Source organism: Agrobacterium albertimagni AOL15 (genome assembly GCF_000300855.1).
Classification (GTDB): Bacteria; Pseudomonadota; Alphaproteobacteria; order Rhizobiales; family Rhizobiaceae; genus Allorhizobium; species Allorhizobium albertimagni.
The window spans coordinates 47,885-72,429 of record NZ_ALJF01000015.1 but is presented as its reverse complement, the minus strand read 5'-3'; the positions used below and the strand labels follow the sequence as shown (position 1 = coordinate 72,429).

Annotated in this window: 22 protein-coding genes and 2 pseudogenes; 18 read left to right on the top strand and 6 right to left on the bottom strand. The window is 59.8% G+C overall.

What is annotated here, in order from left to right; genetic code table 11:
* Nucleotides 1-106: 106 nt before the first annotated feature.
* The 3 genes from QWE_RS19240 to QWE_RS19230 form a co-directional block, all read right to left on the bottom strand.
* Complete coding sequence (locus QWE_RS19240; RefSeq protein ID WP_006727844.1) at nucleotides 107-1,180, bottom strand: 2,3-butanediol dehydrogenase; 1,074 nt, start codon at nucleotides 1,178-1,180, stop codon at nucleotides 107-109.
* Between the two features lie 163 nt (nucleotides 1,181-1,343).
* A complete protein-coding gene (locus QWE_RS19235) occupies nucleotides 1,344-3,230 on the bottom strand; it encodes a sigma-54-dependent Fis family transcriptional regulator (protein ID WP_006727843.1) in 1,887 nt (628 codons plus the stop codon).
* A 387-nt stretch (nucleotides 3,231-3,617) separates the two neighbouring features.
* Nucleotides 3,618-4,517, bottom strand: a complete 900-nt coding sequence (locus QWE_RS19230) for a LysR family transcriptional regulator (RefSeq protein WP_006727842.1) — start codon at nucleotides 4,515-4,517, stop codon at nucleotides 3,618-3,620.
* Between the two features lie 280 nt (nucleotides 4,518-4,797).
* Between QWE_RS19230 and QWE_RS19225 the strand changes: the two genes are divergently transcribed.
* The 5 genes from QWE_RS19225 to QWE_RS19205 are packed head-to-tail and all read left to right on the top strand — an operon-like array spanning nucleotide 4,798 to nucleotide 9,044.
* The gene (locus tag QWE_RS19225; RefSeq protein WP_006727841.1) at nucleotides 4,798-5,574 is read left to right on the top strand and encodes a 5-oxoprolinase subunit PxpA; all 777 of its coding nucleotides are present in this window, start codon (nucleotides 4,798-4,800) and stop codon (nucleotides 5,572-5,574) included.
* A 12-nt stretch (nucleotides 5,575-5,586) separates the two neighbouring features.
* Entirely contained in the window at nucleotides 5,587-5,829 is a 243-nt protein-coding gene (locus tag QWE_RS19220; RefSeq protein WP_006727840.1) for an acetyl-CoA carboxylase, read from the top strand.
* The gene (locus QWE_RS19215) at nucleotides 5,826-7,208 is read left to right on the top strand and encodes an acetyl-CoA carboxylase biotin carboxylase subunit (protein ID WP_006727839.1); all 1,383 of its coding nucleotides are present in this window, start codon (nucleotides 5,826-5,828) and stop codon (nucleotides 7,206-7,208) included. Before QWE_RS19220 ends, QWE_RS19215 begins: the two co-directional genes overlap by 4 nt.
* A complete protein-coding gene (locus QWE_RS19210; protein ID WP_006727838.1) occupies nucleotides 7,208-8,083 on the top strand; it encodes a 5-oxoprolinase subunit B family protein in 876 nt (291 codons plus the stop codon). Before QWE_RS19215 ends, QWE_RS19210 begins: the two co-directional genes overlap by 1 nt.
* Nucleotides 8,073-9,044, top strand: a complete 972-nt coding sequence (locus QWE_RS19205; protein ID WP_006727837.1) for a 5-oxoprolinase subunit C family protein — start codon at nucleotides 8,073-8,075, stop codon at nucleotides 9,042-9,044. The genes QWE_RS19210 and QWE_RS19205 overlap by 11 nt, the downstream gene beginning before the upstream one ends.
* Nucleotides 9,045-9,101: 57 nt before the next feature.
* Here the strand turns inward: QWE_RS19205 and QWE_RS19200 are convergent, their stop codons facing one another.
* Nucleotides 9,102-10,112, bottom strand: coding sequence for a GntR family transcriptional regulator (locus QWE_RS19200; RefSeq protein ID WP_006727836.1), 1,011 nt, complete (start codon nucleotides 10,110-10,112; stop codon nucleotides 9,102-9,104).
* A gap of 544 nt (nucleotides 10,113-10,656) precedes the next feature.
* Between QWE_RS19200 and QWE_RS19195 the strand changes: the two genes are divergently transcribed.
* The 12 genes from QWE_RS19195 (at nucleotide 10,657) to QWE_RS19140 (ending at nucleotide 22,499) form a co-directional block, all read left to right on the top strand.
* Nucleotides 10,657-11,730 carry an ABC transporter ATP-binding protein gene (locus QWE_RS19195; protein ID WP_006727835.1) on the top strand — a complete coding sequence of 358 codons (1,074 nt, stop codon included), beginning with the start codon at nucleotides 10,657-10,659 and terminating at the stop codon, nucleotides 11,728-11,730.
* Between the two features lie 102 nt (nucleotides 11,731-11,832).
* The gene (locus tag QWE_RS19190; protein WP_420804568.1) at nucleotides 11,833-12,711 is read left to right on the top strand and encodes an ABC transporter permease; all 879 of its coding nucleotides are present in this window, start codon (nucleotides 11,833-11,835) and stop codon (nucleotides 12,709-12,711) included.
* 3 nt (nucleotides 12,712-12,714) lie between these two features.
* On the top strand, nucleotides 12,715-13,560 hold the full coding sequence (locus QWE_RS19185) for an ABC transporter permease (RefSeq protein WP_006727833.1): 846 nt from the start codon (nucleotides 12,715-12,717) through the stop codon (nucleotides 13,558-13,560).
* A complete protein-coding gene (locus QWE_RS19180; protein WP_006727832.1) occupies nucleotides 13,560-14,294 on the top strand; it encodes an SDR family NAD(P)-dependent oxidoreductase in 735 nt (244 codons plus the stop codon). Before QWE_RS19185 ends, QWE_RS19180 begins: the two co-directional genes overlap by 1 nt.
* Before the next feature lie 14 nt (nucleotides 14,295-14,308).
* On the top strand, nucleotides 14,309-15,076 hold the full coding sequence (locus QWE_RS19175; protein WP_006727831.1) for an SDR family NAD(P)-dependent oxidoreductase: 768 nt from the start codon (nucleotides 14,309-14,311) through the stop codon (nucleotides 15,074-15,076).
* A 74-nt stretch (nucleotides 15,077-15,150) separates the two neighbouring features.
* The gene (locus QWE_RS19170; RefSeq protein WP_006727830.1) at nucleotides 15,151-16,383 is read left to right on the top strand and encodes an ABC transporter substrate-binding protein; all 1,233 of its coding nucleotides are present in this window, start codon (nucleotides 15,151-15,153) and stop codon (nucleotides 16,381-16,383) included.
* 65 nt (nucleotides 16,384-16,448) lie between these two features.
* Nucleotides 16,449-17,546, top strand: a complete 1,098-nt coding sequence (locus tag QWE_RS19165; protein WP_006727829.1) for an ABC transporter ATP-binding protein — start codon at nucleotides 16,449-16,451, stop codon at nucleotides 17,544-17,546.
* A gap of 37 nt (nucleotides 17,547-17,583) precedes the next feature.
* Nucleotides 17,584-18,462 (top strand): polysaccharide deacetylase family protein, encoded by an 879-nt coding sequence (locus tag QWE_RS19160; RefSeq protein WP_006727828.1) that lies wholly within the window; start codon nucleotides 17,584-17,586, stop codon nucleotides 18,460-18,462.
* A 57-nt stretch (nucleotides 18,463-18,519) separates the two neighbouring features.
* Nucleotides 18,520-18,852 carry a hypothetical protein gene (locus QWE_RS19155; RefSeq protein ID WP_006727827.1) on the top strand — a complete coding sequence of 111 codons (333 nt, stop codon included), beginning with the start codon at nucleotides 18,520-18,522 and terminating at the stop codon, nucleotides 18,850-18,852.
* Complete coding sequence (locus tag QWE_RS19150) at nucleotides 18,845-19,900, top strand: CobW family GTP-binding protein (protein WP_006727826.1); 1,056 nt, start codon at nucleotides 18,845-18,847, stop codon at nucleotides 19,898-19,900. Before QWE_RS19155 ends, QWE_RS19150 begins: the two co-directional genes overlap by 8 nt.
* Before the next feature lie 8 nt (nucleotides 19,901-19,908).
* On the top strand, nucleotides 19,909-21,141 hold the full coding sequence (locus tag QWE_RS19145; RefSeq protein ID WP_006727825.1) for an ABC transporter substrate-binding protein: 1,233 nt from the start codon (nucleotides 19,909-19,911) through the stop codon (nucleotides 21,139-21,141).
* A complete protein-coding gene (locus QWE_RS19140; protein ID WP_100220949.1) occupies nucleotides 21,138-22,499 on the top strand; it encodes an amidase in 1,362 nt (453 codons plus the stop codon). Before QWE_RS19145 ends, QWE_RS19140 begins: the two co-directional genes overlap by 4 nt.
* A 596-nt stretch (nucleotides 22,500-23,095) precedes the next feature.
* On the opposite strand, the gene QWE_RS24840 is transcribed toward QWE_RS19140, so the two are convergent.
* Complete coding sequence (locus QWE_RS24840; protein WP_240532588.1) at nucleotides 23,096-23,347, bottom strand: type II toxin-antitoxin system RelE/ParE family toxin; 252 nt, start codon at nucleotides 23,345-23,347, stop codon at nucleotides 23,096-23,098.
* A gap of 41 nt (nucleotides 23,348-23,388) precedes the next feature.
* Nucleotides 23,389-23,642, bottom strand: a pseudogene (locus QWE_RS19135) (type II toxin-antitoxin system ParD family antitoxin).
* A gap of 527 nt (nucleotides 23,643-24,169) precedes the next feature.
* On the opposite strand from QWE_RS19135, the pseudogene QWE_RS24835 reads away from it, so the two are divergent.
* Nucleotides 24,170-24,372, top strand: a pseudogene (locus QWE_RS24835) (ATP-binding protein); the annotation flags it as partial.
* Nucleotides 24,373-24,545: the final 173 nt, after the last annotated feature.

Below are 24,545 nucleotides of genomic sequence, written 5' to 3'. Positions count from 1 at the left end.
GGATGCTTGGGTGTGGTCAGTGGAACGCCCTCGCCGGGCGTTCCGTTAAAGCGTCCAGGCCGCAGTCGTGGGAGCTCCTCTCCCCCTCGGGCCTTGTCCTGGATGCTTACTTCGAAAGATCGATCAGGATCTTCAGATGCGTACCGGCCGGATCGAGCAGGGTGTCGAAACCCTCCTTGACGGCGGTATCGAGCGTGATGCGCTTGGTGATGACCTTCTTGGCCGGCAGAAGACCGGACGCGATCAGGCGAATGACGCGCGGCCAATAATGGGTCGGATAGGCCCAGGACCCCTTGACCTCAAGATCGCGGAACGTGACCTGGAACCAGTCGAGGGGATTCTCATGCGGATGCAGGCCGGTCTGGACGACGACGCCCTGCTTGCGAACGGAATCAACGCAGGCCTTCAGCGCATGCTCGTTGCCGACGCACTCGATGGCGACGTCGCAGCCGACATTGCCTTCCGTGTTCGCGCGGACCACATCGCCGACATTGTCACGCTTGGGGTTGATGGTGACCACGTCCGGCAGAATGCCCTTGGCATAGTCAAGGCGGGCATCGTTCAGGTCGGACACGAAAACCTGAGCCGCGCCGGCGGCACGGGCGGCGAGCAGCGTCAGCATGCCGATCGGGCCGGCGCCGGTGACGAGAACGCTGTTGCCGGCGGAAACGCTGCCGCGGTCGCAGGCATAGACGGCAACCGCCGTCGGCTCGACCAGTGCGGCCTCTTCATCAGTCATTTCGTCCGGGATCTTCTGGACGTTGTATTCGTTCACGAGAGCAGCTTCGGCCATCCCACCGCCCTCCCAACTCAGGCCCACCAGCGCCAGCTGCGTGCTCAAATGGAAAAGGCCGCGGTCGGAGTAATAGTCGCCTGAACGCGGCATGACGAGCGGCTGAATTGAGACGCGGTCGCCGACGGAAACCGAGGTCACGCCTTCGCCAACCGTTTCGACGACGCCGCAGAATTCATGGCCAAGGACCTGCGGGCCGTGCGCGCCTGTAAAGGGATGCGGCTCCGTCGGGATGAAGATCGGACCGTAGCTGTATTCGTGAAGATCGGTTCCGCAGATGCCGACGAAGCGGTTGCGAACGAGAACCTGGCCAGGTCCCGGCTTCTTCGGCGCGGGAATGTCTTCGAGCCGCAAGTCTTTGGCGGCATGGAATCTGAGGGCGCGCATGTTTCCTCCTTAAGGCTGCTTTTGATGCCATCAAGGAGAGCAACCCGTGTGCCAGCCGCGCACGCCGTCGCAAAAGCTGAAATTGCAGCGCTTTCGGAAGCGCCTCCGATGGAGGGCGCCACAGGTGTGGCGCAACAGCTGTGGCGGGCGCCGCAGTGACCGTTCAGTGTGGACGGTCTATGCCGAACCGCCGCATCCGGCGATGAAGCGTCGTGCGGTCGATGCCAAGCCGCCGGGCCGCTTCGGAGACGTTGCCCTTGCAGCTCATGATGACGGCCCTGAGTTCCGCCTCCTGGCCCTGTTCCTTGAGGACTGGAGCCGATCGGGTTAACTGATCCGGCAGGTCGGAGACCTCGATCACGCCGTCGTCGCAAAGCGCGGCCGCAAAGGCGATGGCATTGTCCAGCTCGCGGATATTGCCTGGCCAGCGATGGGCGAGAAGCAGCATCCTGGCGGCGGTGGACAGGATGAGAGGCCGCCCCTGCGGGCCGTGCTTTTCCAGCAGCCGTTCGAGGAGCCAGGGCAGGTCCTCGCGCTCACAGAGCGGTGGCAGCGACAGGATGGCGGCATTGAGCCGATAATAGAGGTCTTCGCGGAACCTGCCCGCCGCGACCATGTCGGCCAGCGCGTGATGCGATGCGGAGACGACCCGGAAGTCCACCTTGCGTGCGACCGAACCGCCGACGGGCAGAACCTCGCCTTCGGCCAAGACCCTCAGCAACCGGCTCTGTGCCGCATAAGGCATGTCGCCGATCTCGTCCAAGAACAGCGTTCCGCCTTCGGCCTCCTCGATCAACCCCTTGCGGCCCTTGGCGAGGGCCCCGGTGAAGGCGCCCGGCGCATGGCCGAAGAGTTCGCTCTCGATCAGCTGTTCCGGGATCGCGGCGCAGTTGACCGCCACAAAGCGTCCGGAAAGCCCGCTCACCTCGTGAATGATGCGGGCGAGATATTCCTTGCCAGTTCCGGTTTCGCCCTGCAGCAGGATTGGAAGCCGACTGGGGGCGAGCTTGGTCAACTTGCGCCGGAGCGTGTCGATCGCAGGCACGCTGCCGCCGAGCCGGCTGATTGCCGGTGGCTGGCGGAACGCGTGGGCAAGCGGCAGGCTTACCATGCGCTGTTGCGGCTCAATGGCATGGGCAAAGAGCAGCGATCCGTCGCGCACCGCGATTCGCCGATCCTGCGGCAGGCTGGCGCGGGTCAACGAGGCGAGTTCATCGAGCCCGGCTTGGAAGAAGTGGGCGACCGGCTGTCCGATGAGAAGCTCGGGTGATCGCCAGTCTATACCGGAAGATGATGCAAGAAGGCGGGCGCCTCCATGGGTCATGCCGGTGATCCGTCCCGTCCCGTCGACGGAGATCGCCGCTTCCGGGTCGACGTCGAGAAACTCTGGTGCCCCAGCAAAGCGAAGCACCAGATCGTGGCGGCTGTTTGCCATGAGGTTGGCCAGTTCGATGCGCCGCACGGTAGATGACACGAGATGGCGCGCCATGTTCTGGCTTGTCTTGAGGATGGGCGAACTGAGGAGCGAAATGTCGAGAACAGCTGCCAGCGACCCTTGCGTATCGTATACCGGGGCGGCGGTGCAGGAGAGAGGCGTATGGGTGATGTCGAAATGGTCGGTCTGGTGGATGGTCAGTGCCTCGCCCGTGGCGATGCAGGCGCCCACCGCGCAGGTGCCGGCGCGTGGTTCGGACCATTCTGAGCCAAGATAGAGCCCCGCCTTGCGCAGATTATTGTTGAAGGACGGATCGCCTAGGAATTCGACGGTTACGCCTTGCCGGTCTGCCAGCAGCAGCACGTAGTTCTGTTCAGCTACCTGCCGGTAAAGCCGCTCCAGGCCGGAGCGGGCGATATGCACAAGGTCTTCCGCCTGCTGGCGATGTTCGCGCAGCCGAGTCTGAGAGACGATGACCGCCTCGCGCGCCTGCGCCGGATCGAGCTGATAGGTTTCCAGACAGCGACGCCAGGAATCCACGACGATGGCGTCGCGCCCGGTATTGCTGCCCCGCCCAACTCGCTCTATTTCTTTAATGTGATCCGCAAAACCCATCAAATCACCGGCCTTCTAGGCCGCCTCCCGTGATCACAGATTGGTCATAGCAGCATTTGGCTTAGCTGCCCTACGCTCACTAGAGGTGCCGCCTGTATCTGGTGCGCCTTCTGCCCACAGAGACTGCGATGATTTAACGCCAAGAGCAACCTTGGCCCCTACCTGTTGTTGGGCAACGGACAAATTGCGTTTCTTTTGCACGCCGCCACAGAGCCGCGGCCGCATGCGGTAGATCAAATTCTGATACGCCTGGAGCGAGTACCGTTGTCTGGGGTCGAAAGAAATGATGCGAAGAGTGGGTGACGACGTCGAGGCCCGTGATTTCCCCTTTGAAACCTTGACTGCCTGAGCGAAGGCTTTCGTCTGATCCCTTGCATCGGGCTTTTTTCATTCAGGCACACTGAACGACCGACGGAAATAGGCTCTCACAGCATCCATAGTGGGGCTGAACTCGGCGTTCCGCTTCCAAGCCAAGCCGACATCCATGGAGGGGATCGGATCGGTGAGCGAGATCGTTTCGATCCGTCTGCCTTCAAGAGACCAGGGACGGTGCACCATGTCCGAGAGGATCGCCACACCCTGTCCATTCGCCACGAGTGAGCGCACGGCCTCCACCGATGACGTACGAAGCGTGATTTTAGGCAGATACGGTGTCTGGCTCCAGTATTTCATCGAGCTGTGCGATGCCTCGTCGACTGTCAGCATGATATAATCTTCTTCTGCCACCTCCTTCAGGCCGATTTGGCTTTCGCTCAGCAATCGATGGCGTGCAGGCACCCAGAGGCGGCGCTGCGAACTTAAGAGCTTTTCCGCAACGAGTTCCGGGTTGAGGATGTTGGAAGTGAGCATCACGGCGATGTCGTAACGATTGGCTAGGAGCCCTTCCTCGACAGATTCCCGGTTCATCTCGAAGAGCTGGATCGACAGACCGGGAAATCGGCGTTTCATCCGCTCTATATGGAAGGGCAGGAAATAGCCGATCACGGTATAGGTCGCCGCGATGCTGAGAGTGCCGGTGACTTCTTCCGAGACAAGGCTGGGCTGCGTCGCTTCCTCGACCTTCTGCAGGATCTCATAGGCTTGGGACAGAAACCGCCGACCGGCGCCGGTCAGTTCCATGCCATGCGGTGTGCGCTCAAAAAGTGCTGCGCCAATTGTTTCTTCCAGGTCCTTGATCGCAGTCGTCACCGCCGATTGCGAGATCGACAGGTTGACCGCGGCCTGAGACACCTGGCCCGCTTCGGCGGTTGCGACGAAGTAGCGAATTTGGCGAAGGCTTAGCGTCATTACAGTTCCGTTCTGTTTTGCAGATGCCGAGCATTAGGAAATCAGATGACAATTCCAAAAAATTGAATTTATTGGCCGTGCAACCGTCACATTTTCTGCCAAATGCCTCATTTCAAGGATGATCGTCACTTGAGCATCCTTTCCGCTGACATCTGTAATTTCGATATCGAGCTTCTGAAAATACAATTTTTCAAATGAAAGAATTCTTCCTACCATTTTCTGACCAAAACAAAAGCATCATCAGCTTGTGCGCAAAAATCAGGCAAGGTAGGGACGAAACGTGGCACTCGAAGTCGTGGACATCAATTGCGATATGGGCGAAGCCTTTGGTCGTTGGCGCGTTGGCGATACTAACGACGATGTGCTGATGGGGCTGATCAGTTCCGCCAATATCGCGACGGGCTTTCACGCCGGCGACCCCAATCTGATGGACCATACCGTGCGCACCGCTGTGCAGCATGGCGTGGGGATCGGCGCCCATCCGGGCTATGACGATCTGCAGGGTTTCGGACGTCGCAAGATCAATGGCACGGCGCGCGAATTGGTCAACGACATGGTCTATCAGGTCGGGGCCTTGCGCGAATTTGCTCGTCGCCACGGCGCGAGCCTCCAGCATGTGAAGCCGCATGGTGCGCTCTACATGGAAATGGCAATCAATCCTGAACTGGCGCAGATCTTCGTTCAATATATGCGCACAGTCGCCCCCAGTTCCTACGTGCTGTGCATGGCAGGATCTGCCACAGAAAGGGCGGCGATCGAGGCCGGTCAGCCCGTCGTGCGCGAATTCTATGCGGACCGGGACTATGACGAGAGCGGATCGATTGTCTTTACCCGCGATGTCGGACGTCCGGATGCTGCAGCGATTGCCCGCAAGGTGGTGCGCGCCTGTACGCATGGCACCGTTACGACGGTGACCGGCAAGGACATCGACATCCCCTTTGAAAGCATCTGTTTCCATTCCGACACGCTCGGCGCGCTCGATATTGTCCGCCAGATGCGTGAGGCGCTGGTCGCCGAGGGCATTCGTATCGCGCCCCTTTCCGAAATCATCAAGTAACCGGAGGCCAAGATGAGCAAGCTCGAGATCAGATCGCCACTTCCCGGCACCTTCTACCGCAAGCCGGCTCCGGATGCCGCTGAATTCAAGGCCGATGGCGAAACCGTCGCCGTAGGCGATGTGATCGGCCTCATCGAGGTGATGAAGACGTTTCACGAGGTGCGCGCCGATGTTGCCGGTTCGACCATCGTCTTTACTGCCGAAGACAGCGAGCCGATCATGGCGGGCCAGGTGATTGCCGAGGTCGAGGCATGACCATCCGCTCGATCCTCGTCGCCAACAGGGGCGAAATCGCGGTCAGGATCATCCGGGCCGCAAAGGCCCTCGGCATCCATACCGTCCAGGTCTATTCCGCCGCCGACCGCGATATGCTGGCGGTGAAGATGGCCGATGCCGCTGTCGAGATTGGGCCGCCGTCTGCCGCCAAGTCCTATCTCAATATCGCAGCCGTGATGAAGGCGGCGATCGATGCGGGCGTCGATGCAGTTCATCCAGGTTATGGCTTCCTTTCGGAAAACGCAGCATTTGCCAAGGCGGTTACGGATGCGGGTCTCGTATTCATCGGGCCGAGTGCGCAGGCAATCCAGCTGCTCGGCGACAAGGTCGAGGCTCGCAAAGTTGCCAAAGCGGCCGGCGTGCCGACTGTTCCAGGATCGGATGGTCGCATCGACGATCTCGACGCGGCCCGCATCGTTGTCGCCGGGATCGGGTTTCCGGTGATGATCAAGGCGGCTGCCGGTGGTGGTGGTCGCGGTATTCGCATCGCCGAGACCATGGAGGATTTCGAACGCCATTTCCCGCAGGCTTCAGCCGAAGCGCTCGCGGCCTTTGGTGACGGCGGGCTCTATGTCGAGAAGGTCATCACCCGCGCCCGACATGTCGAGGTCCAGATACTCGGTGACGGCATCGATGCGGTGCACTGCTTCGAGCGCGAGTGCTCGTTGCAACGTCGCCGGCAGAAGGTTTGGGAAGAGGCGCCCGCCTTTCGTCTGCCCGACGCCGTGCGCACAAGACTTTGCGCCAGTGCGGTCGCGCTTGCCCGCGAAGTCAAATATCGCGGCGCAGGCACGGTCGAGTATCTCTATGACGAGGAAAGCGGCGAATTCTATTTCATCGAGGTCAATACCCGCATCCAGGTCGAACATCCGGTGACCGAAATGGTCACGGGCATCGATCTCGTCGAGGAAATGATCCGGATTGCAGGTGGTGACCGGCTTTCCGTCCGGCAGGATAAGATCAAGGTCCAGGGACATGCCATCGAGTGCCGCATCAATGCCGAGGATCCGGTGCGCGGCTTCCTGCCGGCACCTGGCACGATTGAGGCCCTGACAGTTCCAGAAGGCGAGGGCATTCGTTTCGACACCATGCTTTATGCCGGCTATCAGGTGCCGCCCTTTTATGATTCGCTGCTCGGCAAGCTCATCGTCTGGGGTGAAACGCGCGAAAGCTGCCTGAACCGCTTGAGACAGGCGCTTCAGACTTTGGAGATCAAGGGGCTCGCAACGACCATCCCGTTGCACCTGGCGCTGGCCGCCGACCCTGCCATTGCTTCTGGCGACGTCCACACTCGGTTCCTCGAGCCCTGGCTGGACACCGCATTCCAGAGCCCTGTCCCACCCAAGGAGGTTGCGTGATGCCCATGCGCTATACATTCGGCGGCGACGAACACTTGTTCGTCGAATGCTCTGATGAAATGTCCCTCGACGCCTTCTTCAGCTCTATGTCGATGACCAGCGGCATCCGGCAGGCCGGTATCAAGGGCATTACCGAAATCTGCCCGGCCAATGCCTCCTTCCAAATCAAGTTCGATCCCGACGTCATTCATCCCGACGACATTTTGAAGGAAGTGCAGGCGATCGAGCTGGCGGCCTCCAAGTCCGAGCCTGTTATCTCGACGCGTATCGTTGAAATCCCCGTCTTCTACAATGATCCCTGGACCCATGAGACGCTAATGCGTTTTCGCGAACGTCATCAGGACCCTTCTGGGACGGATCTCGATTATGCAGCCAGGATAAACAGTTACGGCTCGGTTGACGAATTCATCAAGGCCCATGCCGGTTCGCCCTGGTTTGTCTCCATGGTCGGCTTCGTCTCCGGCCTGCCATTCATGTACCAGATGGTCGAGCGCCAGCGACAGATCGAAGTGCCGAAATACCTGCGTCCGCGCACCGATACGCCACGCCTGACCGTCGGCCATGGGGGCTGCTTTGGCTGTATCTATTCCGTGCGCGGAGCTGGCGGCTACCAGATGTTCGGCATCACGCCGATGCCGATCTACGATCCGACCCAGGCGACGTCCTACCTGAAGGACTTCATGGTCTTTTTCCGCCCCGGCGACATCGTCAAGTTCAAGCCTGTTGATCGCGACGGTTATGATCAGGCGGTGGAAGACGTAGACAAGGGCCAATTTTCCCCGCCGATCCGCGAGGTGAAATTCGACCTGACCGAATTCAGCAAGGACATCGACGGCTATAACGCAAAGCTGGAGGGCATTCTCCATGGCCATTAAGGTTGTTCATCCGGGTCTTGCCACCTCCATCCAGGATCTCGGTCGCCCGGGTTATTTTCATCTCGGTATTCCGCTCGGCGGCGCCATGGATCGGCTGGCGCTCAAGGCTGCCAATCTGCTTGTCGGCAATGACGAGGGGGCAGCCGGCCTCGAAGCCGTCTTCATCGGACCGACGCTTGAGTTCGAGACAGATGCCATGGTCGCCGTCACCGGCGCCGAAATGCCGATCAAGGTCGATGGTGAAGAAAAGCCTGGCTGGACTGCCTTCCAAGTCAAGGCAGGTCAGGTGCTGACCTTTGACTATCTGAAGACTGGCGCTCGCATCTATATTGCGATTTCCGGCGGCATCGATGTGCCGCTTGCACTCGGTTCCCGCTCGACCTATGCCATCGGGGCGCTCGGCGGCCTGAACGGCCGGCCGCTTTCTGCCGGTGATCACCTGCCCGTCGGAGAAGCGCTGGGTGGTGTCGAAGGAAAGTCCGTTCCCGAAGCCCTGCGCCGCAAGCCTGGGATGCCGGCAGAACTTCGTGTCCTGCCGGGTCTTTACTGGCATCGCATCACGGAAGACGCGGGCCGGAACTTCTTCGAGGACACGTGGAAAGTGGCACCTGAGGCCGACCGCATGGGCTACCGCTTCCGGGGTGGTCGCAAGCTCGATTTCGTCGATCGCATACCGCCTTTCGGTGCGGGCTCCGATCCATCAAACATCGTCGACAGCTGCTATCCCTACGGCTCTATCCAGGTCCCGGGTGGCACCGAACCGATCATCCTGCACCGCGATGCCGTTTCAGGCGGTGGCTATTTCATGCTCGGTACAGTCATCTCCGCTGATATGGATCTCATCGGCCAATTGCAGCCACATACACCAACGCGGTTCGTCCGGGTAACGATGGAGGAGGCACTGGAAGCGCGCAAGGCGCAAAAGTCTGCACTTGCCCATCTGCGTGAAGTGCTGGCGTAGGAGGCTCCAATGGTCTTCGTCGCTGTGCTGTGTTCAGTCCTCGTTCCCTTGGATGGATCAATCGAGAACCGGTGTCAGATAGGCGGCCGTGACGCTTGGGCCGGGCACGATGGCGACGATCTTCATTTGGGCGATCGTGCGGTTCAGCGAAGCCTCAAGATGGGTTTCCATCATCGATACGGCAGCTTCGGTCGCGCCACGCAGAAGCAGTTCTGTGATCAGACGCAGTTCCGTAATGATCGCGGGATCGCCAGGCAAGCCAAGACGGCGAAGCAGGCGGTCGGTGGCAAGGACCGGCATGAGATTGTTGCGCACCAGGTCCTTCAGTCGGTCGTTCGGAGCCGCAAGGACGCAGCACTCGATGAACTCGGACTGGATTGTCTCGATCTCGCTGAGCGAACCCGCATTGCTCGTCGCTTCCGTGGCACGCAGGTGCTGAAGAAGGGCGTCGAGACGTCTGGGGTCGATAGCGCCTGCGCCAAGGCGGATTGCCGGCGGCTCCAGCATCTTGCGCAGCACGAAGTGATCCTTGACCGTTTGCGCCGTCAGCGGGCCTGCAATCCAGTGCGAGCTCTGGTTCTTTCGCACAAGTCCACGTTCGCGCAGGCGCGTCAGCACATCGCGCACAACCGTGCGACTGACATTGAAATGGTTGGCGAGCTCGATCTCGATAATGCGATAGCGTCCGAACACGACGCAGCCGGCAACATCCGCCTCTACGGTATTGTAGATGCGCTCCCAGGAGGAGCGGCTTTGAAGCGCCTCGTCGGCATGGCGCGGAACCACGAGGCCGAGCGACTTGATATCGGTCCGGTTCGGCTCGCTAGCCGTGCCTGGTGGCCCCACAAGAAAACCGCGACCGGAAAAGCGGTGTACCAGCCCTTCCGCTTCCAGCGTCTGCAGGGCGCGTTGCACCGGCGCGCGCGAGGTCTGCAGAATATCTGCAATCGGCCCCTCCAGCAGTACGAGACCTGGTGGCAGCGTGCCCGTTTCGATGTTGCTGCGAAGCACGTCCTCGGCGATCTCGTAGCGCCGCTGGGTGCTGCTGGCTGCCTGATCTTCCTTCATTGGCTCCGTCGTCTGTCGGCTTCGATAGTGAGCCGCACTCTGCCGTATTCTGCGGCATAAAGAAAGAATGGCACAAATGGATTTTGAATACAAAATCTAGGAAGTTCTGATGGCGAGGTGCGCAGCTTTACCTACTGGCGTGGCCTGCCTTAATTGGTTGAGAACTAAGCGAGGCTTTCGGGATTCGGGTTGATTTGCCGGACGAAAGCCGCGTGAAAGGCGACTATGGGCGGCAGTGAGCTCGTCAAGCGGTCGCCAGGATTGAATGGATTTTTCTCGAAATCGACGACGAAAAATCCATTTTCGAATTATCCAAAAAAGTCTATTGAATACAAAAACCATTCATGGCATGGTTTTGAAAGTCAAGGCGCCCGGAAGAGGCGTCGAGTGTGGAACGAAACGAAAATGCTCAGGAACATCGCTGTGGCGCGCATCTGACGATGCGTGAACGATAGCTTTTGTGTTCATCGCACGCATGTCGCGTCCGGTGGGGTGCGGAGCTGTGCGCAAGTGATCTTCCGGCTAGAAACTGGTGGGAACAGACGTGTCATCCGTCCTCCAACTGAACAACGTGCGTAAGGCCTTTGCTGGCGTGCCTGCCTTGGTCGGCATTGATGCAGCACTTGCCGAAGACGCTTACATATCGCTGCTTGGGCCGAGTGGTTCGGGCAAAACCACGCTCTTGCGCATCATTGCGGGCTTCGAACAGCCCGATGGCGGCGAGATCCTCTTTTCCGGCAAACGCATCGACGGTGTTGCGCCGCACGAACGCGGCATCGGCTTTGTTTTCCAGAACTTCGCGCTCTTTCCGCATTTGAGCGTCGCGCAGAATATTGCCTTTGGCCTGGAAAACCGCGTCTTGGATCCGGTCACCGACCAGAAGGTCGTCGCGGCCAGGGTCCGTGACATGATTGCTCTCGTCGGGCTCTCCGGGCTCGAGGATCGTGCAACCACGCAGATCTCCGGTGGTCAGAAGCAGCGTGTCGCCCTTGCCCGCACGCTGGTGACCGAGCCGAGCATGGTGCTGCTCGACGAGCCGCTCGGGGCCCTTGATGCAAACCTGCGCACCCGCATGCGCGGCGAGCTCAGAGCAATCCGCGAACGTTGCGGTGTGACCTTCCTGCATGTCACGGGATCTGAGACCGAGGCACTCGCCATGGGCGATACCGTGCTGGTGCTCGACCGTGGCCGCATCGCCCAGTCGGCGGATGCCGGCACGCTCTACAGCCAGCCAGCTTCCGCCGACGTTGCCCGCTTCCTCAACTGCTACAACATCTTTTCAGGCGAGGTTGCTGGCGAAACCTTCCGAAGTTCCGTGGGCAACCTGCCGCTCGGTGGTCAGCACCATTCAGCGGGCCAGCCGGCCTATGCCATCCGCTACGATCGTGTCTCGATCCGTCCACTGGGCATGCCGCCAGCAGGCGACGAGGTCTCGATCGAGGGCAATTTCGTGGCCAGCGAGTATTCCGGAGCCGCAATCAATTCCTTTTTCGCCCTCGATGACGGTCGCGTTTTCGAGGTGGAGACGCATCTCAGCCATTCGGCGCCGGAGGCCTACGAAGAGAAGGGGCGCTATGCGCTTGCCTGGAAACGGGAGGACGCCCTTGTCTTCACTTGAGATGTCTTCACCTGAGATGCCTTGGCGTGGAAACCCGTGCCTCGCACCTATCCCTGCCGCATCGGAGAATGAGAGATGACGATGGCCGCTACCAGCCATGACATGCCCGTTGAGACAACGGAAAACCCGACCCGCCGGCAAAAAAACCGCAGCTTCTGGCTGTTGGCGCCCGGCGTCCTCTGGATGCTGCTGTTCCTCGTCGCGCCAATCTTGATGATGGTCTATGTTTCCTTCTGGACGCAGACCACCTTCAAGATCGAGCCGACGCTGACGCTGAAGAGCTGGGTCACCTTCTTCTCTTCTGACACCTATCTCGGCGCCCTGTGGACCACCATTCGCATCTGGCTGATCGTGCTCGCCTGCACGCTTCTCGTGGGTTATCCAGCCGCACTCTTCGTTGGGCTCTTCGTCAAGAACAAGACGCTGTCCACGGCATTGCTGGTCCTGTGCGTCATCCCGTTCTGGACCTCCTTCCTTATTCGTGTGCTGGCCTGGCGGCCAATGCTCGGCAAGGAGGGGGCGATCAACATGATCCTGATGAAAATTGGTGTCATCACCCAGCCCATCGAAGTGCTGCTGTTTTCCGAGCTGTCAGTCATCATCGGCATGACGCAGATCTACTGCGTGTTCATGGTCGGGCCGATCGCCTTCATGCTCGGTCGCATCGACCCCTCGGTCATCGAGGCGGCGCAGGATCTCGGTGCCAGCTTCTGGCGCATCTTCCGCACCATCATCCTGCCGCTCTCCATGCCGGGCGTGGTGGTCGGCGCCATCTTCGTCTCGGTCATGGTTCTGGGTGAATTCGCCACATCCGCTGCGCTATCCGGCCGCAAGGTCAATCTGCTCGGCAATATCATCGTCACTCAGGTCGGATCGTTGAAATGGGCCTTCGCGGCTGTCGCCGGCGTGGTGCTGACCGTTCTCATGGGCGCGGTCGTCGCCGCCCTGTTGAGGGTCGTCGATCTCAGGAAGGAGCTCTGAGCCATGAACGCATCCGGCATCAAGCTTGGTCTCGGCGTTTACACCGCGCTGTTCATCGTCTTCCTTTATGGGCCGCTGGTTGTGCTCGCCATCCTCTCGTTCCAGACGGGACCCGAAGGCGGACCGCAGTTCCCGATCATCGAATGGTCGACCTATTGGTACAAGCATCTCTTCGGTCTGACGCCACCGTCGCGTATCGCGCCGTTGCCGATCGAACAGGGCCTGGTGCGCTCGCTGGCGCTTGCGGCCATGACCATGGTCGTCTCGACCGTGCTCGGCGTCGCGGCCGCTCAGGCCTTTCGCCAGAAATTCCGTGGCTCCGGCATCGTCTTTTATCTCATCGTGCTCGGCATGATGGTTCCGGGCGTACTCGTGGGCCTTGGCATGGCCCTCGTCGCCAATACTCTCGGCATCGACCGGCACTGGTGGGGCACCGCCTTCGTTCTGCACGTCGTCTACACCTTCCCCTTCGCCTTCCTGGTGATGCTGGCAATCTTCAACCGGTTCGATCCGAGCGTTGAGGAAGCTGCCTGGTCGCTCGGCGTCACCCCGGCACGGACCTTCCGCAAGATTACCTTTCCGCTGATCTTCCCCGGCGTGCTCTCGGCCATGCTGTTTGCCTTCACCCTCTCCTATGACGAGTTCTCTCGTACCCTTTTTGCCTCAGGCCGTGATCTGACGCTGCCGTTGGCGATCTATGGAACCTTCTCGGTTGAAGTGCACCCCAACGTCTTTGCCTTTGGCGTGCTGACGACACTGTTTTCCTTCGCGCTGCTCGGCACATATGCCCTGCTGATGGGGCTCTCGGTCCGCCGGGCGCGGCGCATGGCAATCCAGGAGGAGGCGTGATGGCTGGTTGCGCACTCGTCACCGGTGCAGGTTCCGGTATCGGCCGGGCCATTGCCCTCAAGCTTGCAGCTGATGGCTACGCCGTCACGGTCAACGACCTCTCCCTTTCGCGGGCAGAGGCGGTTGCCGCCGACATCAAGACGAAAGGTGGCCAAGCGGTCGCTGTGTCCGGCGATGTCTCAAACGAGGCTGATGTTTCGACAATCCACGCAGCCGCCATCGCCGGCCATGGCGAGGTCACGCTGCTCGTCAACAATGCCGGCATCGCTCACCAATCATTGTTCGAGAACCTGGAGGTTGCCGATTTCGACCGGATGTTTGCCGTTCACGTGCGCGGCACCTTCCTCATGACCAAAGCCGTATTGCCGGCCATGCTGGCTTCCAGCACGGGTGCCATCGTCAATGTTGCATCCCAGCTCGGCCAGATTGGCGGCATCGAACTGGTTCACTATTCCAGCGCCAAGGCCGCGATCATCGGCATGACCAAGGCGCTCGCCCGTGAGGTGTCGAGCCGCGGCGTGCGCGTCAACGCGGTTGCACCCGGGCCGATCAACACGCCTCTCGTCCTGGAACTCTCGGAAGAATGGCGTGCTGCCAAACGTGCCGGCCTGCCGCTGGGTCGTTTCGGTGAACCGGAAGAGGTGGCCGAGGCGGTCGCGTTCTTAGCCTCACCGGCGGCCAGCCTGTTTGTCGGACAGACCCTTGGGCCCAATTCCGGCGACGTCATGCTTTGATCTCGGAGAGTGAAATGACTGAACAGAAAAAGCGCATCGTGATTGTGACAGGGGCCGGGATCGGCATCGGCAACGCTGCCGCCAGGGCTTTTGCGGCGCTCGGTGACCATGTCGTGGTCACCGATATCCTCGAGAAGCAAGGGCAAGATACCGCAGATGCGATACTGGCCGCCGGGGGCTCTGCCGAGTTCCATGTCTACGATGTGCGCTCGACCGAGGCGACTGACAGGCTCGTTGCAGATGTCGAGGCGCGCCATGGCCGGATCGACGTGATTGTCGCCAATGCTGGTATCGCCCACCGTACGCCGCTTTCAGCCCTCACCGATGAGAAGTGGGATCTCACTTTCGACATCGACCTCAAGGGCATCTTTCGGCTCGTGCGGGCGGCCGCCCCTGGCATGCGTGCACGCCGTTCCGGCTCGATCATTGCGCTCTCCTCCATCATGGGCGTTGCCTATGGCTGGGATGAACATGTGCACTACTCCGCCGCCAAGTCCGGCGTCGTCGGCCTCGTGCGCGGCCTCGCCGTCGAGATGGCACGCGACGGCGTGCGCGTGAATGGCATCGCACCCGGTTATATCCGCACAGCCCAGCTCCTTTCGGAAGAGAACTCACTCGGCCCGGCTGGTGCGGAAAAAGCTGCCGAATTCATTCCGATGGGGCGGCTTGGAACGCCTGAGGACATCGCTGATGTCGCAGCGTTCCTCGCCTCTGACAACGCGAGATACATGACTGGCCAGGTGCTGGTCGTGGATGGCGGCCTACTCGTTGGCCGTTACTGAACGGCTCCGGTTTCGGGGCAAGAAAGGGGTCGCGGAGCGTCCCCGGGGAACGATAAACAAACTGGAGAAGAGACATGTTCAAGTCGGAAATAAATCGCCGCTCGCTCCTGAAGCGCTCGGCAGGCGCCATGGCACTCGCCATGGGTGCCGGCACGCCCTTCCTGTCCTCTCGCATGGCCTTTGCGCAGGCCGCTGACCTCGCCGGTCAGCAACTCCGCACCATCGGCCTTTCGGTAACGGTACAGGAGCGCATCCTCGAAGAATTCAAGAAAGCGTCTGGCGTCGGCACGACCTCAGGTACCGCCGCGACTTTCCCGGACGCGCAGACCAAGATCCTCTCGGGCTCCAAGGATTACGATTGCTGGGAAATCATCGCGGAGCGTCTGCCGTCGATCACCATGACCGACAATGTCGAGCCGATCCCTGCTGCATCGCTCAAGAACTGGGCCAATATTCGAGATACCTTCACCACGCCCAGCGACAAGTGGGATCGCTCCGCGCAGATCATTGGCCAGATCTGGGCCGATGAGGCGCAGACCGTGCTCAACATGGTTCCTGCCGTCTACAACTATGACTCGATCGGCTACAATCCGGACGTGGTCTCGGCAGAAGAAGCCAATACCTGGGCCTGCATCTTCGATCCCAAGTGGAAGGGCAAGTCGGGCCTCAACACCGACCCGCTCATAGCGTTTGGACAGGCGATCATGGCGATGAATTCGCTTGGCCTCTCCGACGTCAAGAACCCGGGCAATCCGACGACCGCCGAAATTGACGAAGCCGCAGCTTTCCTCATCTCGAAGAAGAAAGAAGGCCAGTTCCGCGCCCTCTGGGGTGACTTCGGGGAACTCGTCAACCTGATGGCCTCGGGCGAAATGGTCGTCTCCGACGCCTGGCAACCGGCCGTCATGGCCGTCAAGGCGCAGGGCAAGCCTGCCAAGTATGCCGTGCCGAAGGAAGGCTATCGTGGCTGGGCCATCGGTCCGTCGATGATCGCGGGCACCGCCAACAGGGAAGCTGTCATCGCCTATGCCGACTACTGGCTTTCGGGCGAACCGGGCATCACAGTATCCGAACAGGGCTACTATTCGCCGTCCACCAACATCAAGGATGTCATGGCCCCGGAAAAATATGCCTTCTGGTACGAAGGCAAGCCCTGGGTCGGCGCGGAAGAGCGCGGCATCAAGGAAGGCGACCTGCGCGACGGTGGCTCGCTGGAAGAGCGCTCGAAGAACGTGGCCTACTGGCACCAGTGGCCGGAAGAATACGACCACCTCATCCAGAAGTGGGACGAGTTCCTGAACGCATAATCCCAAGACGCGCGGACCGGGGCGATCGGCCCCGGTCCCTGGCCTTCACTTCGGGAGACCCCCCAATGATATTCGATCTGGAACTCAACAAAGTCGGCAAGGTCTACGACAATGGCACGCCGGCCGTCATCGACTTCAACATGTCTGTGAAAAAAGGTGAGTTCATTGCTTTCCTCGGTCCATCCGGCTGCGGCAAGACCACGACGCTGCGGATGATCGCGGGCTTTGAGAGCATCTCCTCCGGCGACATGATGATCCGGGGCGAGCGCATGAACGACGTGCCGCCGCAGCGCCGCCCGACCTCCATGATCTTCCAGAATTACGCACTCTTTCCGCATATGACTGTGCGCCGCAATGTCGGCTACGGGCTGGAAGTCAAGGGCGTGGCCAAAGCCGAACGCGAGGCAAAGGTCGACCGCATTCTTGCAACGCTCGGGCTTGAAGATATTGCCGAGCGCAAGCCCGACCGTCTCTCCGGGGGGCAGCGCCAGCGTATTGCACTTGCCCGCGGCCTCGTCGTCGAGCCGGACATCCTGTTGCTTGACGAGCCGCTAGGCGCGCTCGACGCCAACCTGCGCAAGGCAATCCAGAATGAACTGAAGCTCCTTCAGAAAAGCCTTGGTGTCACCTTCATCTTCGTCACGCACGCCCAGTCGGAAGCCCTGGCCCTGTCTGACCGCATCGTCGTGATGAACCAGGGGCGCGTGGAGCAAGTCAGCCCTCCGCATCAACTCTACACCCGACCGAACACGCCGTTCGTTGCCCAGTTCATCGGCCGCAATACGGTCCTGTCGGGTGAGGTTGCCGGGCAGGAAGGGGACGACATCATCGTTTCTACCGGGATTGGCACACTGGCGGGTCAAGCGAACGGGACGGTTGCCAGCAAAGGCCGCGTCAACCTCGTCATTCCCGCCGAAGCTGTCGAGCTTCATTGCGCGACACGTCGCGAGGCGCTGGCGGGAAATCGCAATCTTGTCGATGCCCGCATCGAGCGTTCAGAGGTGGTGGGACATATCGCCCACCTCGTCGCACGGCTCGGCGATGGCAAGGCCGTGTCCCTCGAAGCCCATGTCGACAAATATCCCCCGGGGCAATTCCCGGCCGGCAGCGAAGTATGCCTGAGCTGGAGCCCGGCGGAAGCGACGGTCATCCCGGCTCAATAACCACCCAAGAACAATCAGGAAAAAAGGAGAAATACCCATGGCTAAGGAGATTTTTTGCAGCTTCGGCGTCGACGTTGATGCGGTTGCTGGCTGGCTCGGCTCCTATGGCGGCGAGGATTCGCCAGATGATATCTCACGCGGCCTTTTTGCCGGTGAGGTGGGCAGCCCGCGCCTTTTGAAGCTGTTTGAACGTTTTGGTATCAAGACCACCTGGTTCATCCCGGGCCATTCGATCGAGACCTTCCCGGAGCAGATGAAGGCGGTGGCTGAAGCCGGCCATGAAATCGGCATTCATGGCTATACCCATGAAAACCCGATCGCCATGACCCGCGAGCAGGAAACCGAAGTTCTCGACAAGTGCATTGACCTCGTCACCAAGCTCTCCGGCAAGCGCCCAACCGGCTATGTCGCGCCGTGGTGGGAATTCTCCAATGTCACAAATGAATTGCTGCTTGAGCGCGGCATCAAATACGACCATTCGCTGATGCACAACGACTTCACACCCTACCGCGTGCGCGTTGGTGATAAGTGGACCAAGATCGACTATTCCAAGAAGCCGTCGGAGTGGATGGTGCCTCTGACCCGCGGTGAGGAAACGGATCTCATCGAGATCCCGGCTTCGTGGTATCTCGATGACCTGCCGCCGATGATGTTCATAAAGAAGTCGCCGAACAGCCATGGCTTCGTCAACCCGCATGACATCGAGCAGATGTGGCGTGACCAGTTTGACTGGGTCTATCGCGAGATGGAATATGCCGTCTTCCCGATCACCATCCATCCTGACGTTGCCGGCCGCCCCCAGGTCCTGATGATGCTCGAGCGCCTCTATGCTTATATGATCAAGCATCCGGGTGTTAAGTTCGTCACGATGAACGAGATCGCCGACGACTTTGCCAAGCGTTTCCCACGCAAGTAAACCTGAAAATGGGGGCGGGTCGCCCGCTCCCTCTTAAAGACATGAGGCAGGAGCGCCATGTGTTCTCTTTGTGGTGTCATTGGTGGCAACGAACACTGGACCGATGCCGTGGCACGGCCGGGGATCTATACCCGCAATGTCGAAAGGTTCGACCGCCGGCGTGAGCGGGCACGTCGTGTGGCTGCTGCAAACCGCGTCCTGTCCGCCTTTGGCATGAGCCTATCCGATTGGCAGGGTTCTTCCTTCCTGCTTGCCACCCGCACCGGCAAGAACGAGATCATAGAGGATCTCGGCCATCTATGGCCTGCTGCCGAGCAGTTGTCGGGCCGGATCTGCGATCCACTGGATCCGGTGCTGATTGCCCGGCTGGAGGAGGGCCACGATGGCTGACATTCCTGCATTCACGCCCGTTCACTTGCTGACCGGATTTCTCGGCTCTGGCAAGACGACGCTGTTGAAACGTCTGCTCGCGGATCCGGCACTGGCCGATACAGCGGTTTTGATCAACGAATTTGGCGAGGTCGGGCTCGACCATCATCTGGTCGAGCGGATTGATGACACGATGGTTTTGCTGCAATCCGGCTGCGTTTGCTGCACTGTGCGCGGCGAGCTTGCCGATGCGCTAAAGGACCTCCATTCCAAGCGAGATCTTGGCTTGGTGCCGCCGTTCACCCGCGTGGTCATCGAGAGCACGGGGCTTGCCGATCCGTTTCCGGTCCTGTCCACCCTCAAATCCGATCCGGTCCTGCGGCATCATTTTCGCGCCGGCAGTGTCGTCACCACAGTCGATGCCGTCAACGGTCTCAGGCAGCTTGAGACCTATGTGGAATCGAATCGTCAGGTGGCCATTGCCGACCGCATCGTCGTCACGAAAACGGATCTTTCTGCGACCGGCACTTCGGCGCTGCTTTCGCGGCTTGCTGAGCTTAACCCTGATGCCTCAACGCATATTGCGAGCGACGAGGGACCGGATGCAGAAACCCTGTTGGCGGAGGACCATCGCGGCGCGAAGCTGCAGTCTGTCTCAGGATTTTACTGCGACGCACCTGCAACCCTTCAGACAGCCGAGGGCGTCGCGCATACGACTGCCATCTCCTCTTTCGTGATCACGGTCCAGGATCCGATCGACTGGACCGGTTTCGGGGTCTGGCTCACCATGCTCCTCAACTGCCACGGCGAGCGCGTCCTGCGGGTCAAGGGCATCCTTCATCTTGCAGGAGAAGAACGCCCGGTCGCAGTCCACGGCGTCCAGCATCTCGTGCACCCGCCCGTGCATCTGGAAGCCTGGCCATCTTCTGACCGAAGCTCGCGCCTTGTCTTTATTGTTGACGGTCTCGACACGAACCTGTTGAAACGGTCCTTCTCTGCCTTCGCCCTGCCGGGTCAGGCACAGGGCCGCTTGCCGCAGGAGGCAGCCGTTGGGGTCCAGAACGCCTAGAGTCCTTGATGAATAAGCATTCCCCCTATCCAAACGCTGCCGCGCCCGCCGTTCATACGGCCGGCAAGCCGAAGTTGCGCGTGCTGGGCACCGCTATATCTCTTCTGGAGGAGCTGCGCTTAAAGGCGCAGGCAGATCTCGGTATCGACGTCGTCTTCGACAATAACGACTTCGTGGTCACCCAGCACAAGGCTGCGCAGGAGCCTGATAGCTACGACATCTATGATCAGTGTTTCCATAATCTGGACATCGTCTGGTACTGGCGGGCGGTCCAGCCGATCGAGATTGAGCGGATTGCTCTGTGGGACGAGATAAACGACCTGACCAAGACCGGTCAGATTGGCCCAAGCGCACGTATGGGGCAGGGGGATGTGCCGGCCCGCAAGCTCTTTGTCCAGCCGAACCTTGCGCTTGGTGACATGCCGACGAGCCGTATCTCCATGCTGCCAACGACCCATAACTTCGACAGTTTTGCCTATCGCAGTGATGTGGTGGATGGGGTGCAGTCTGTGGCGAGCTGGTCTGCACTCCTGAACGAGCGCTGGGCGGGACGATGCGCTTTGGTTGATGAGCCGGCGATCGGCATTTTCGATGCGGCACTTGCCGCACAGGCCGCCGGCTTGATGAGCTTCGGCAATATCGGCAACATGACGGTCGCCGAGATCGATCAGTTGATGGATATCCTGGAAGCGCGTCGCAAGGCCGGCTTTTTCCGCAGCTTCTGGCGCACCGCCGAGGATGCCGCCCGCCTGATGATCGATGGCGACACCGACATCCAGAGTATGTGGTCTACCGGCATCGGTATTCTCAATAGCAAGGGATTACCAGTGGAGCAGGCCGCGCCCGTGGAGGGTTACCGGGCATGGCATGGTGGCTTGTGTCTCTCGCGCAGCCTTTCAGGACGCATGCTCGACATTGCCTATGACTATCTGAACTGGTGGATTTCCGGCTGGCCGGGCGCTGTGGTCGCCCGCCAGGGTTACTATATTTCCACCCCTCAACGCTCCAGAAGCCACATGACCGCGGCCGAGTGGGACTATTGGTACGAAGGCCTTCCTGCCCGCGAAGATCTTCCAGGACCTGACGGCGTGATCCGTATAAAGCGCGGCTCCGTCCGCAGTGGCGGTTCCTACTGGCAGCGCGCCAACGGGATCGCCGTGTGGAACACGACCATGGATGAACACAACTATCTTGTCCGCCGCTGGATGCAGCTTGTCGGACGTGCAGAGAAGGACATTTGACGATGTCACGTTCGATCGCCCAGCTTTCCGCGCTGCTGCAATCCGGGGCTCTCGACGCGGTCGATCTGTTCGAGGAAACCTTCGAAAAGATCGAGACCCATACCGACGAGACAATCTTCACAGTGCTTCTGAAGACGAGGGCGCGATCGGAGGCCGAGGCTTCGCGTCGGCGCATCCGTGAAGGCCGTTCGCTTGGTGCACTTGACGGGGTTCCAGTCGCTTGGAAGGATTTGTTCGACATAGAGAGCTTGCCGACGACCGCGGGCTCTTTCGTGCTGAAGACCAACGAGCCTGCAGCCCGAGATGCTGGTGTGGTGCGCGCGCTTGCCAGCGCCGGCATGGTCAGTGTCGGCCGCGTCAACATGAGCGAGTTCGCCTTTTCCGGCCTCGGCATCAATCCCCATTACTGCACGCCGCGCAACCCGGCCTCGCCAGATGGCGAACACCGCATTCCAGGTGGGTCCTCGTCCGGTTCGGGCGTGGCGGTTGCTGCCGGTCTCGTGCCCGTTTCCATCGGCACCGATACCGGCGGCTCGGTTCGCATTCCAGCGGCCTTCAACGGTATTGTCGGCTACAAGGCGACGCGCGGCCGCTATTCGATGGATGGCGTCTTTCCGCTAGCGCAGAGCCTTGATTCGCTCGGACCACTTTGCCACACGGTCCAGGACGCGGCCTGGGTTGACGCTGCCATGCGCGGCCTGCCGGCTGGCATGGCCTTGCCGCGTCCGGCGATCTCCGATCTTTCCTTTGTCGTTCCTGAGACCGTGTTTTTTGATGACGCGGAAGCCGAAGTCGTCGAGGCCTTCGAGCTGGCTGTCGATCACTTGGCAAAGCAAGGGGCCCGGATCCGCCGCGAAGCGTTCCCCGATTTCTCATCAATATTCGATCTGATGGCGAAGAACGGCGCATTGGTCACAGCCGAAGCCTTCATTCTCCATCGTGAGCGGATCCTGGGAGCCGCAGCAGCGGATATGGACCCCCGAGTGGTCAAGCGAACGCGACTGGGTGAAAAGATTACGCTTGCCAATTACATGGAGACGCTCGCCGAGCGCGACAGGATGATTACAGCTTTCGAGGCCCGCCTTGAGCCGGGATCGCTTCTCCTCAGCCCCACACTTCCCCATGTTGCGCCTGCGCTTCAGCCATTGCTGGATGATGAGGACCTGTTTTTCCAGGTCAATGGCAAGACACTGCGCAATACGCTGATTGGGAATTTTCTCGACTGGTGCGGGGTCTCCATGCCTTGCGGTAAGGGCGCCAGTGCCATGCCTGTCGGATTGCTGGTTTCGGGACCGCGAGGAAGTGACGAAAACGTTCTGGCGGCTTCGCATTCGCTTCAAGTTGCTTTGGGCTCGTGATGGCCAGTTTGACCCCGGCAATACTGAAGTCTTCGGACTCCCAAAACGCTGTTACCCGGTCAAGATTGCATCAGCGAATCTCGTTTACGCGTCGCCGATGAGCGGCAAGGAGCACAGATCCGACTAGGCGGCGCGTGCGATAGTTGCCGAGCCCAGCGATTGTTTCTTGTCTCTACACGCGGAAACTGGCTCTGTCGGGAGACTGACCCTAGCTTTTCTCAATTGGCTTGACGGGCCGGTGGCAAATAGCTGACGGCGTTCCATGATTTGGCTCCTGAGCGAGTGTTTTGATGCAGCCTCACTCTGCCAGAGCGGCGGCCGCCGTGCACTTCTCATTGGATATAGAGCCGAAGAGATGTGCCCCTCACGCCCCGATCTGATCTTGCAAGCGGTTCTGCCGCTCAGATCGGGGACGGCAGCACCGGTGCCGCGTTTCTAACTGGCTGGTGAACACGCGCCTCTAACCAGCTTTGACAGGATCGACCTTTGGCCTAGCAGCTAGATCGACTGCAAGCAGATTTCTCCCCGCGCTGATCTATAAGTTGACAGTAAAAGCAGCGTTTCGCTTCAATTTGCCTCAAATCGACTTGATTTGATCATTCGCCAAACAGGAATAGACCGTAGTCCGTTGCGCCGTGTAGGATGTGGATAATGACCACTTTGGTGGGCTCGATGCGATAGAGGATCAGGTAGTTGCCGTAAACGCGCCGACGGATTCCATGATGTTCATAGCGAGGGACGAGGGCGAAGCTGTCGGGGTTATTTACAAGATCTTCACGACGGCTCCTCAGCTCTCGAATGAATGAAAGCGCGCGCCGTGGATTTTGCTCGGCAATGTAATCAGCGATCTACTCAAGATCGCCTTCGGCCTCACTGGTAACCTCAAGGATCATGCGGAATTTTCGGCTTCGTCAGCCATTGCACGGTATTTTGCGTCGAGACGGTTGAACACATCGCTGGCCGACTTAGTTCGACCGGTGTCCGCATCGGAGATGCCGCGCATGATTGAAGCATCCAGAGCGGCCAGTCGCGTTTCACGGCCCTGAACCAGTCGCACGCCTTCGCTTTTCGAGCCGTAGCGACCTGATCCACGAGCTGCTGAATATAGCTTTCGAGCTGCTTTCCCAGATCGGCGCTGATCATACATATCTCCCGCAAAGGTAACCGGAATATAATAGTCGATTTATCAACTATTACCAAGGGAGCAAGTTCTCGCACTGCGGGTTCAGCGTTGGCCAATTCCCCCTCTCCCAATGGGCGACAAAAGAACTTTGGCGATAATCGCAGTCGGGCGAGCACAGCAGGGAGGAACTGAGGGGAAATCCTCCGGAATGTGAGCCCTGTCTCAGCCCGGGATAGATTTGCGCTACTCAACCCTGAGAGTGCAAACGGCAGGTCGACGGTTCGAACCTATTCAAGAGCATTCGAATCCGGATGGGCGCCGGGAGGCTGATCGGAGTGGATCTGTCAGTCGTTCACAGCAATCAGGGCGTGAACTTTTTCACCCGGCTAGGGCTTCACGGTACGGTGATGACACTATGTGACCGGTAATCTTGACGAGAGTTGGCCAAGGCCCTTGTACCGGCGCTACCGCGGTTGATGCTGAAGTGACGCCAAACTTGGCTTAGCGCTAGCCGATGTCATGGGGTTCTCATTGAGAAAGCGTGCTCAACCTCAGCTTCAACGAATGGGCCGGCGTCTTCGGTGATGCCAAGATGACCACGGCGCTACTGGACCGGTTCACACATCACTGCCACATCCTGAAACCGGAAAAGACAGCTTCCGCTTCAAGAACAGCTCAGCGCACGACACCAAAACGGCGAAGGAAAAAACTAGGAACTTGACCACGACCGCAGATCCGAAACATACCTGACAGGCGGGTCAACTCTCGGTGCGAACGCCGGGGCGTCTCTCAGTGGCAATTAAAAGAATCTTGTCTTGGCCTGCATGTAGAGAATTTCTCAGGGTCGTTCCGAGGTGAGTGTTACCGGTCGTACGGCCCCCCACGAATATGGGCTCCTCCCATTAAACGACTAAATTTCACTG

Bases quoted from the DNA above. Each gene is read 5' to 3' on its own strand.
- QWE_RS19230 (WP_006727842.1), bottom strand. From the start codon at position 4,517: ATGACGCTAAGCCTTCGCCAAATTCGCTACTTCGTCGCAACCGCCGAA.
- QWE_RS19240 (WP_006727844.1), bottom strand. From the start codon at position 1,180: ATGCGCGCCCTCAGATTCCATGCCGCCAAAGACTTGCGGCTCGAAGAC.
- QWE_RS19180 (WP_006727832.1), top strand. From the start codon at position 13,560: ATGGCTGGTTGCGCACTCGTCACCGGTGCAGGTTCCGGTATCGGCCGG.
- QWE_RS19150 (WP_006727826.1), top strand. From the start codon at position 18,845: ATGGCTGACATTCCTGCATTCACGCCCGTTCACTTGCTGACCGGATTT.
- QWE_RS19215 (WP_006727839.1), top strand. From the start codon at position 5,826: ATGACCATCCGCTCGATCCTCGTCGCCAACAGGGGCGAAATCGCGGTC.
- QWE_RS19185 (WP_006727833.1), top strand. From the start codon at position 12,715: ATGAACGCATCCGGCATCAAGCTTGGTCTCGGCGTTTACACCGCGCTG.
- QWE_RS19200 (WP_006727836.1), bottom strand. From the start codon at position 10,112: ATGAAGGAAGATCAGGCAGCCAGCAGCACCCAGCGGCGCTACGAGATC.
- QWE_RS19235 (WP_006727843.1), bottom strand. From the start codon at position 3,230: ATGGGTTTTGCGGATCACATTAAAGAAATAGAGCGAGTTGGGCGGGGC.
- QWE_RS19190 (WP_420804568.1), top strand. From the start codon at position 11,833: ATGCCCGTTGAGACAACGGAAAACCCGACCCGCCGGCAAAAAAACCGC.
- QWE_RS19210 (WP_006727838.1), top strand. From the start codon at position 7,208: ATGCCCATGCGCTATACATTCGGCGGCGACGAACACTTGTTCGTCGAA.
- QWE_RS19160 (WP_006727828.1), top strand. From the start codon at position 17,584: ATGGCTAAGGAGATTTTTTGCAGCTTCGGCGTCGACGTTGATGCGGTT.
- QWE_RS19145 (WP_006727825.1), top strand. From the start codon at position 19,909: ATGAATAAGCATTCCCCCTATCCAAACGCTGCCGCGCCCGCCGTTCAT.
- QWE_RS19155 (WP_006727827.1), top strand. From the start codon at position 18,520: ATGTGTTCTCTTTGTGGTGTCATTGGTGGCAACGAACACTGGACCGAT.
- QWE_RS19165 (WP_006727829.1), top strand. From the start codon at position 16,449: ATGATATTCGATCTGGAACTCAACAAAGTCGGCAAGGTCTACGACAAT.
- QWE_RS19220 (WP_006727840.1), top strand. From the start codon at position 5,587: ATGAGCAAGCTCGAGATCAGATCGCCACTTCCCGGCACCTTCTACCGC.
- QWE_RS19170 (WP_006727830.1), top strand. From the start codon at position 15,151: ATGTTCAAGTCGGAAATAAATCGCCGCTCGCTCCTGAAGCGCTCGGCA.
- QWE_RS19205 (WP_006727837.1), top strand. From the start codon at position 8,073: ATGGCCATTAAGGTTGTTCATCCGGGTCTTGCCACCTCCATCCAGGAT.
- QWE_RS19175 (WP_006727831.1), top strand. From the start codon at position 14,309: ATGACTGAACAGAAAAAGCGCATCGTGATTGTGACAGGGGCCGGGATC.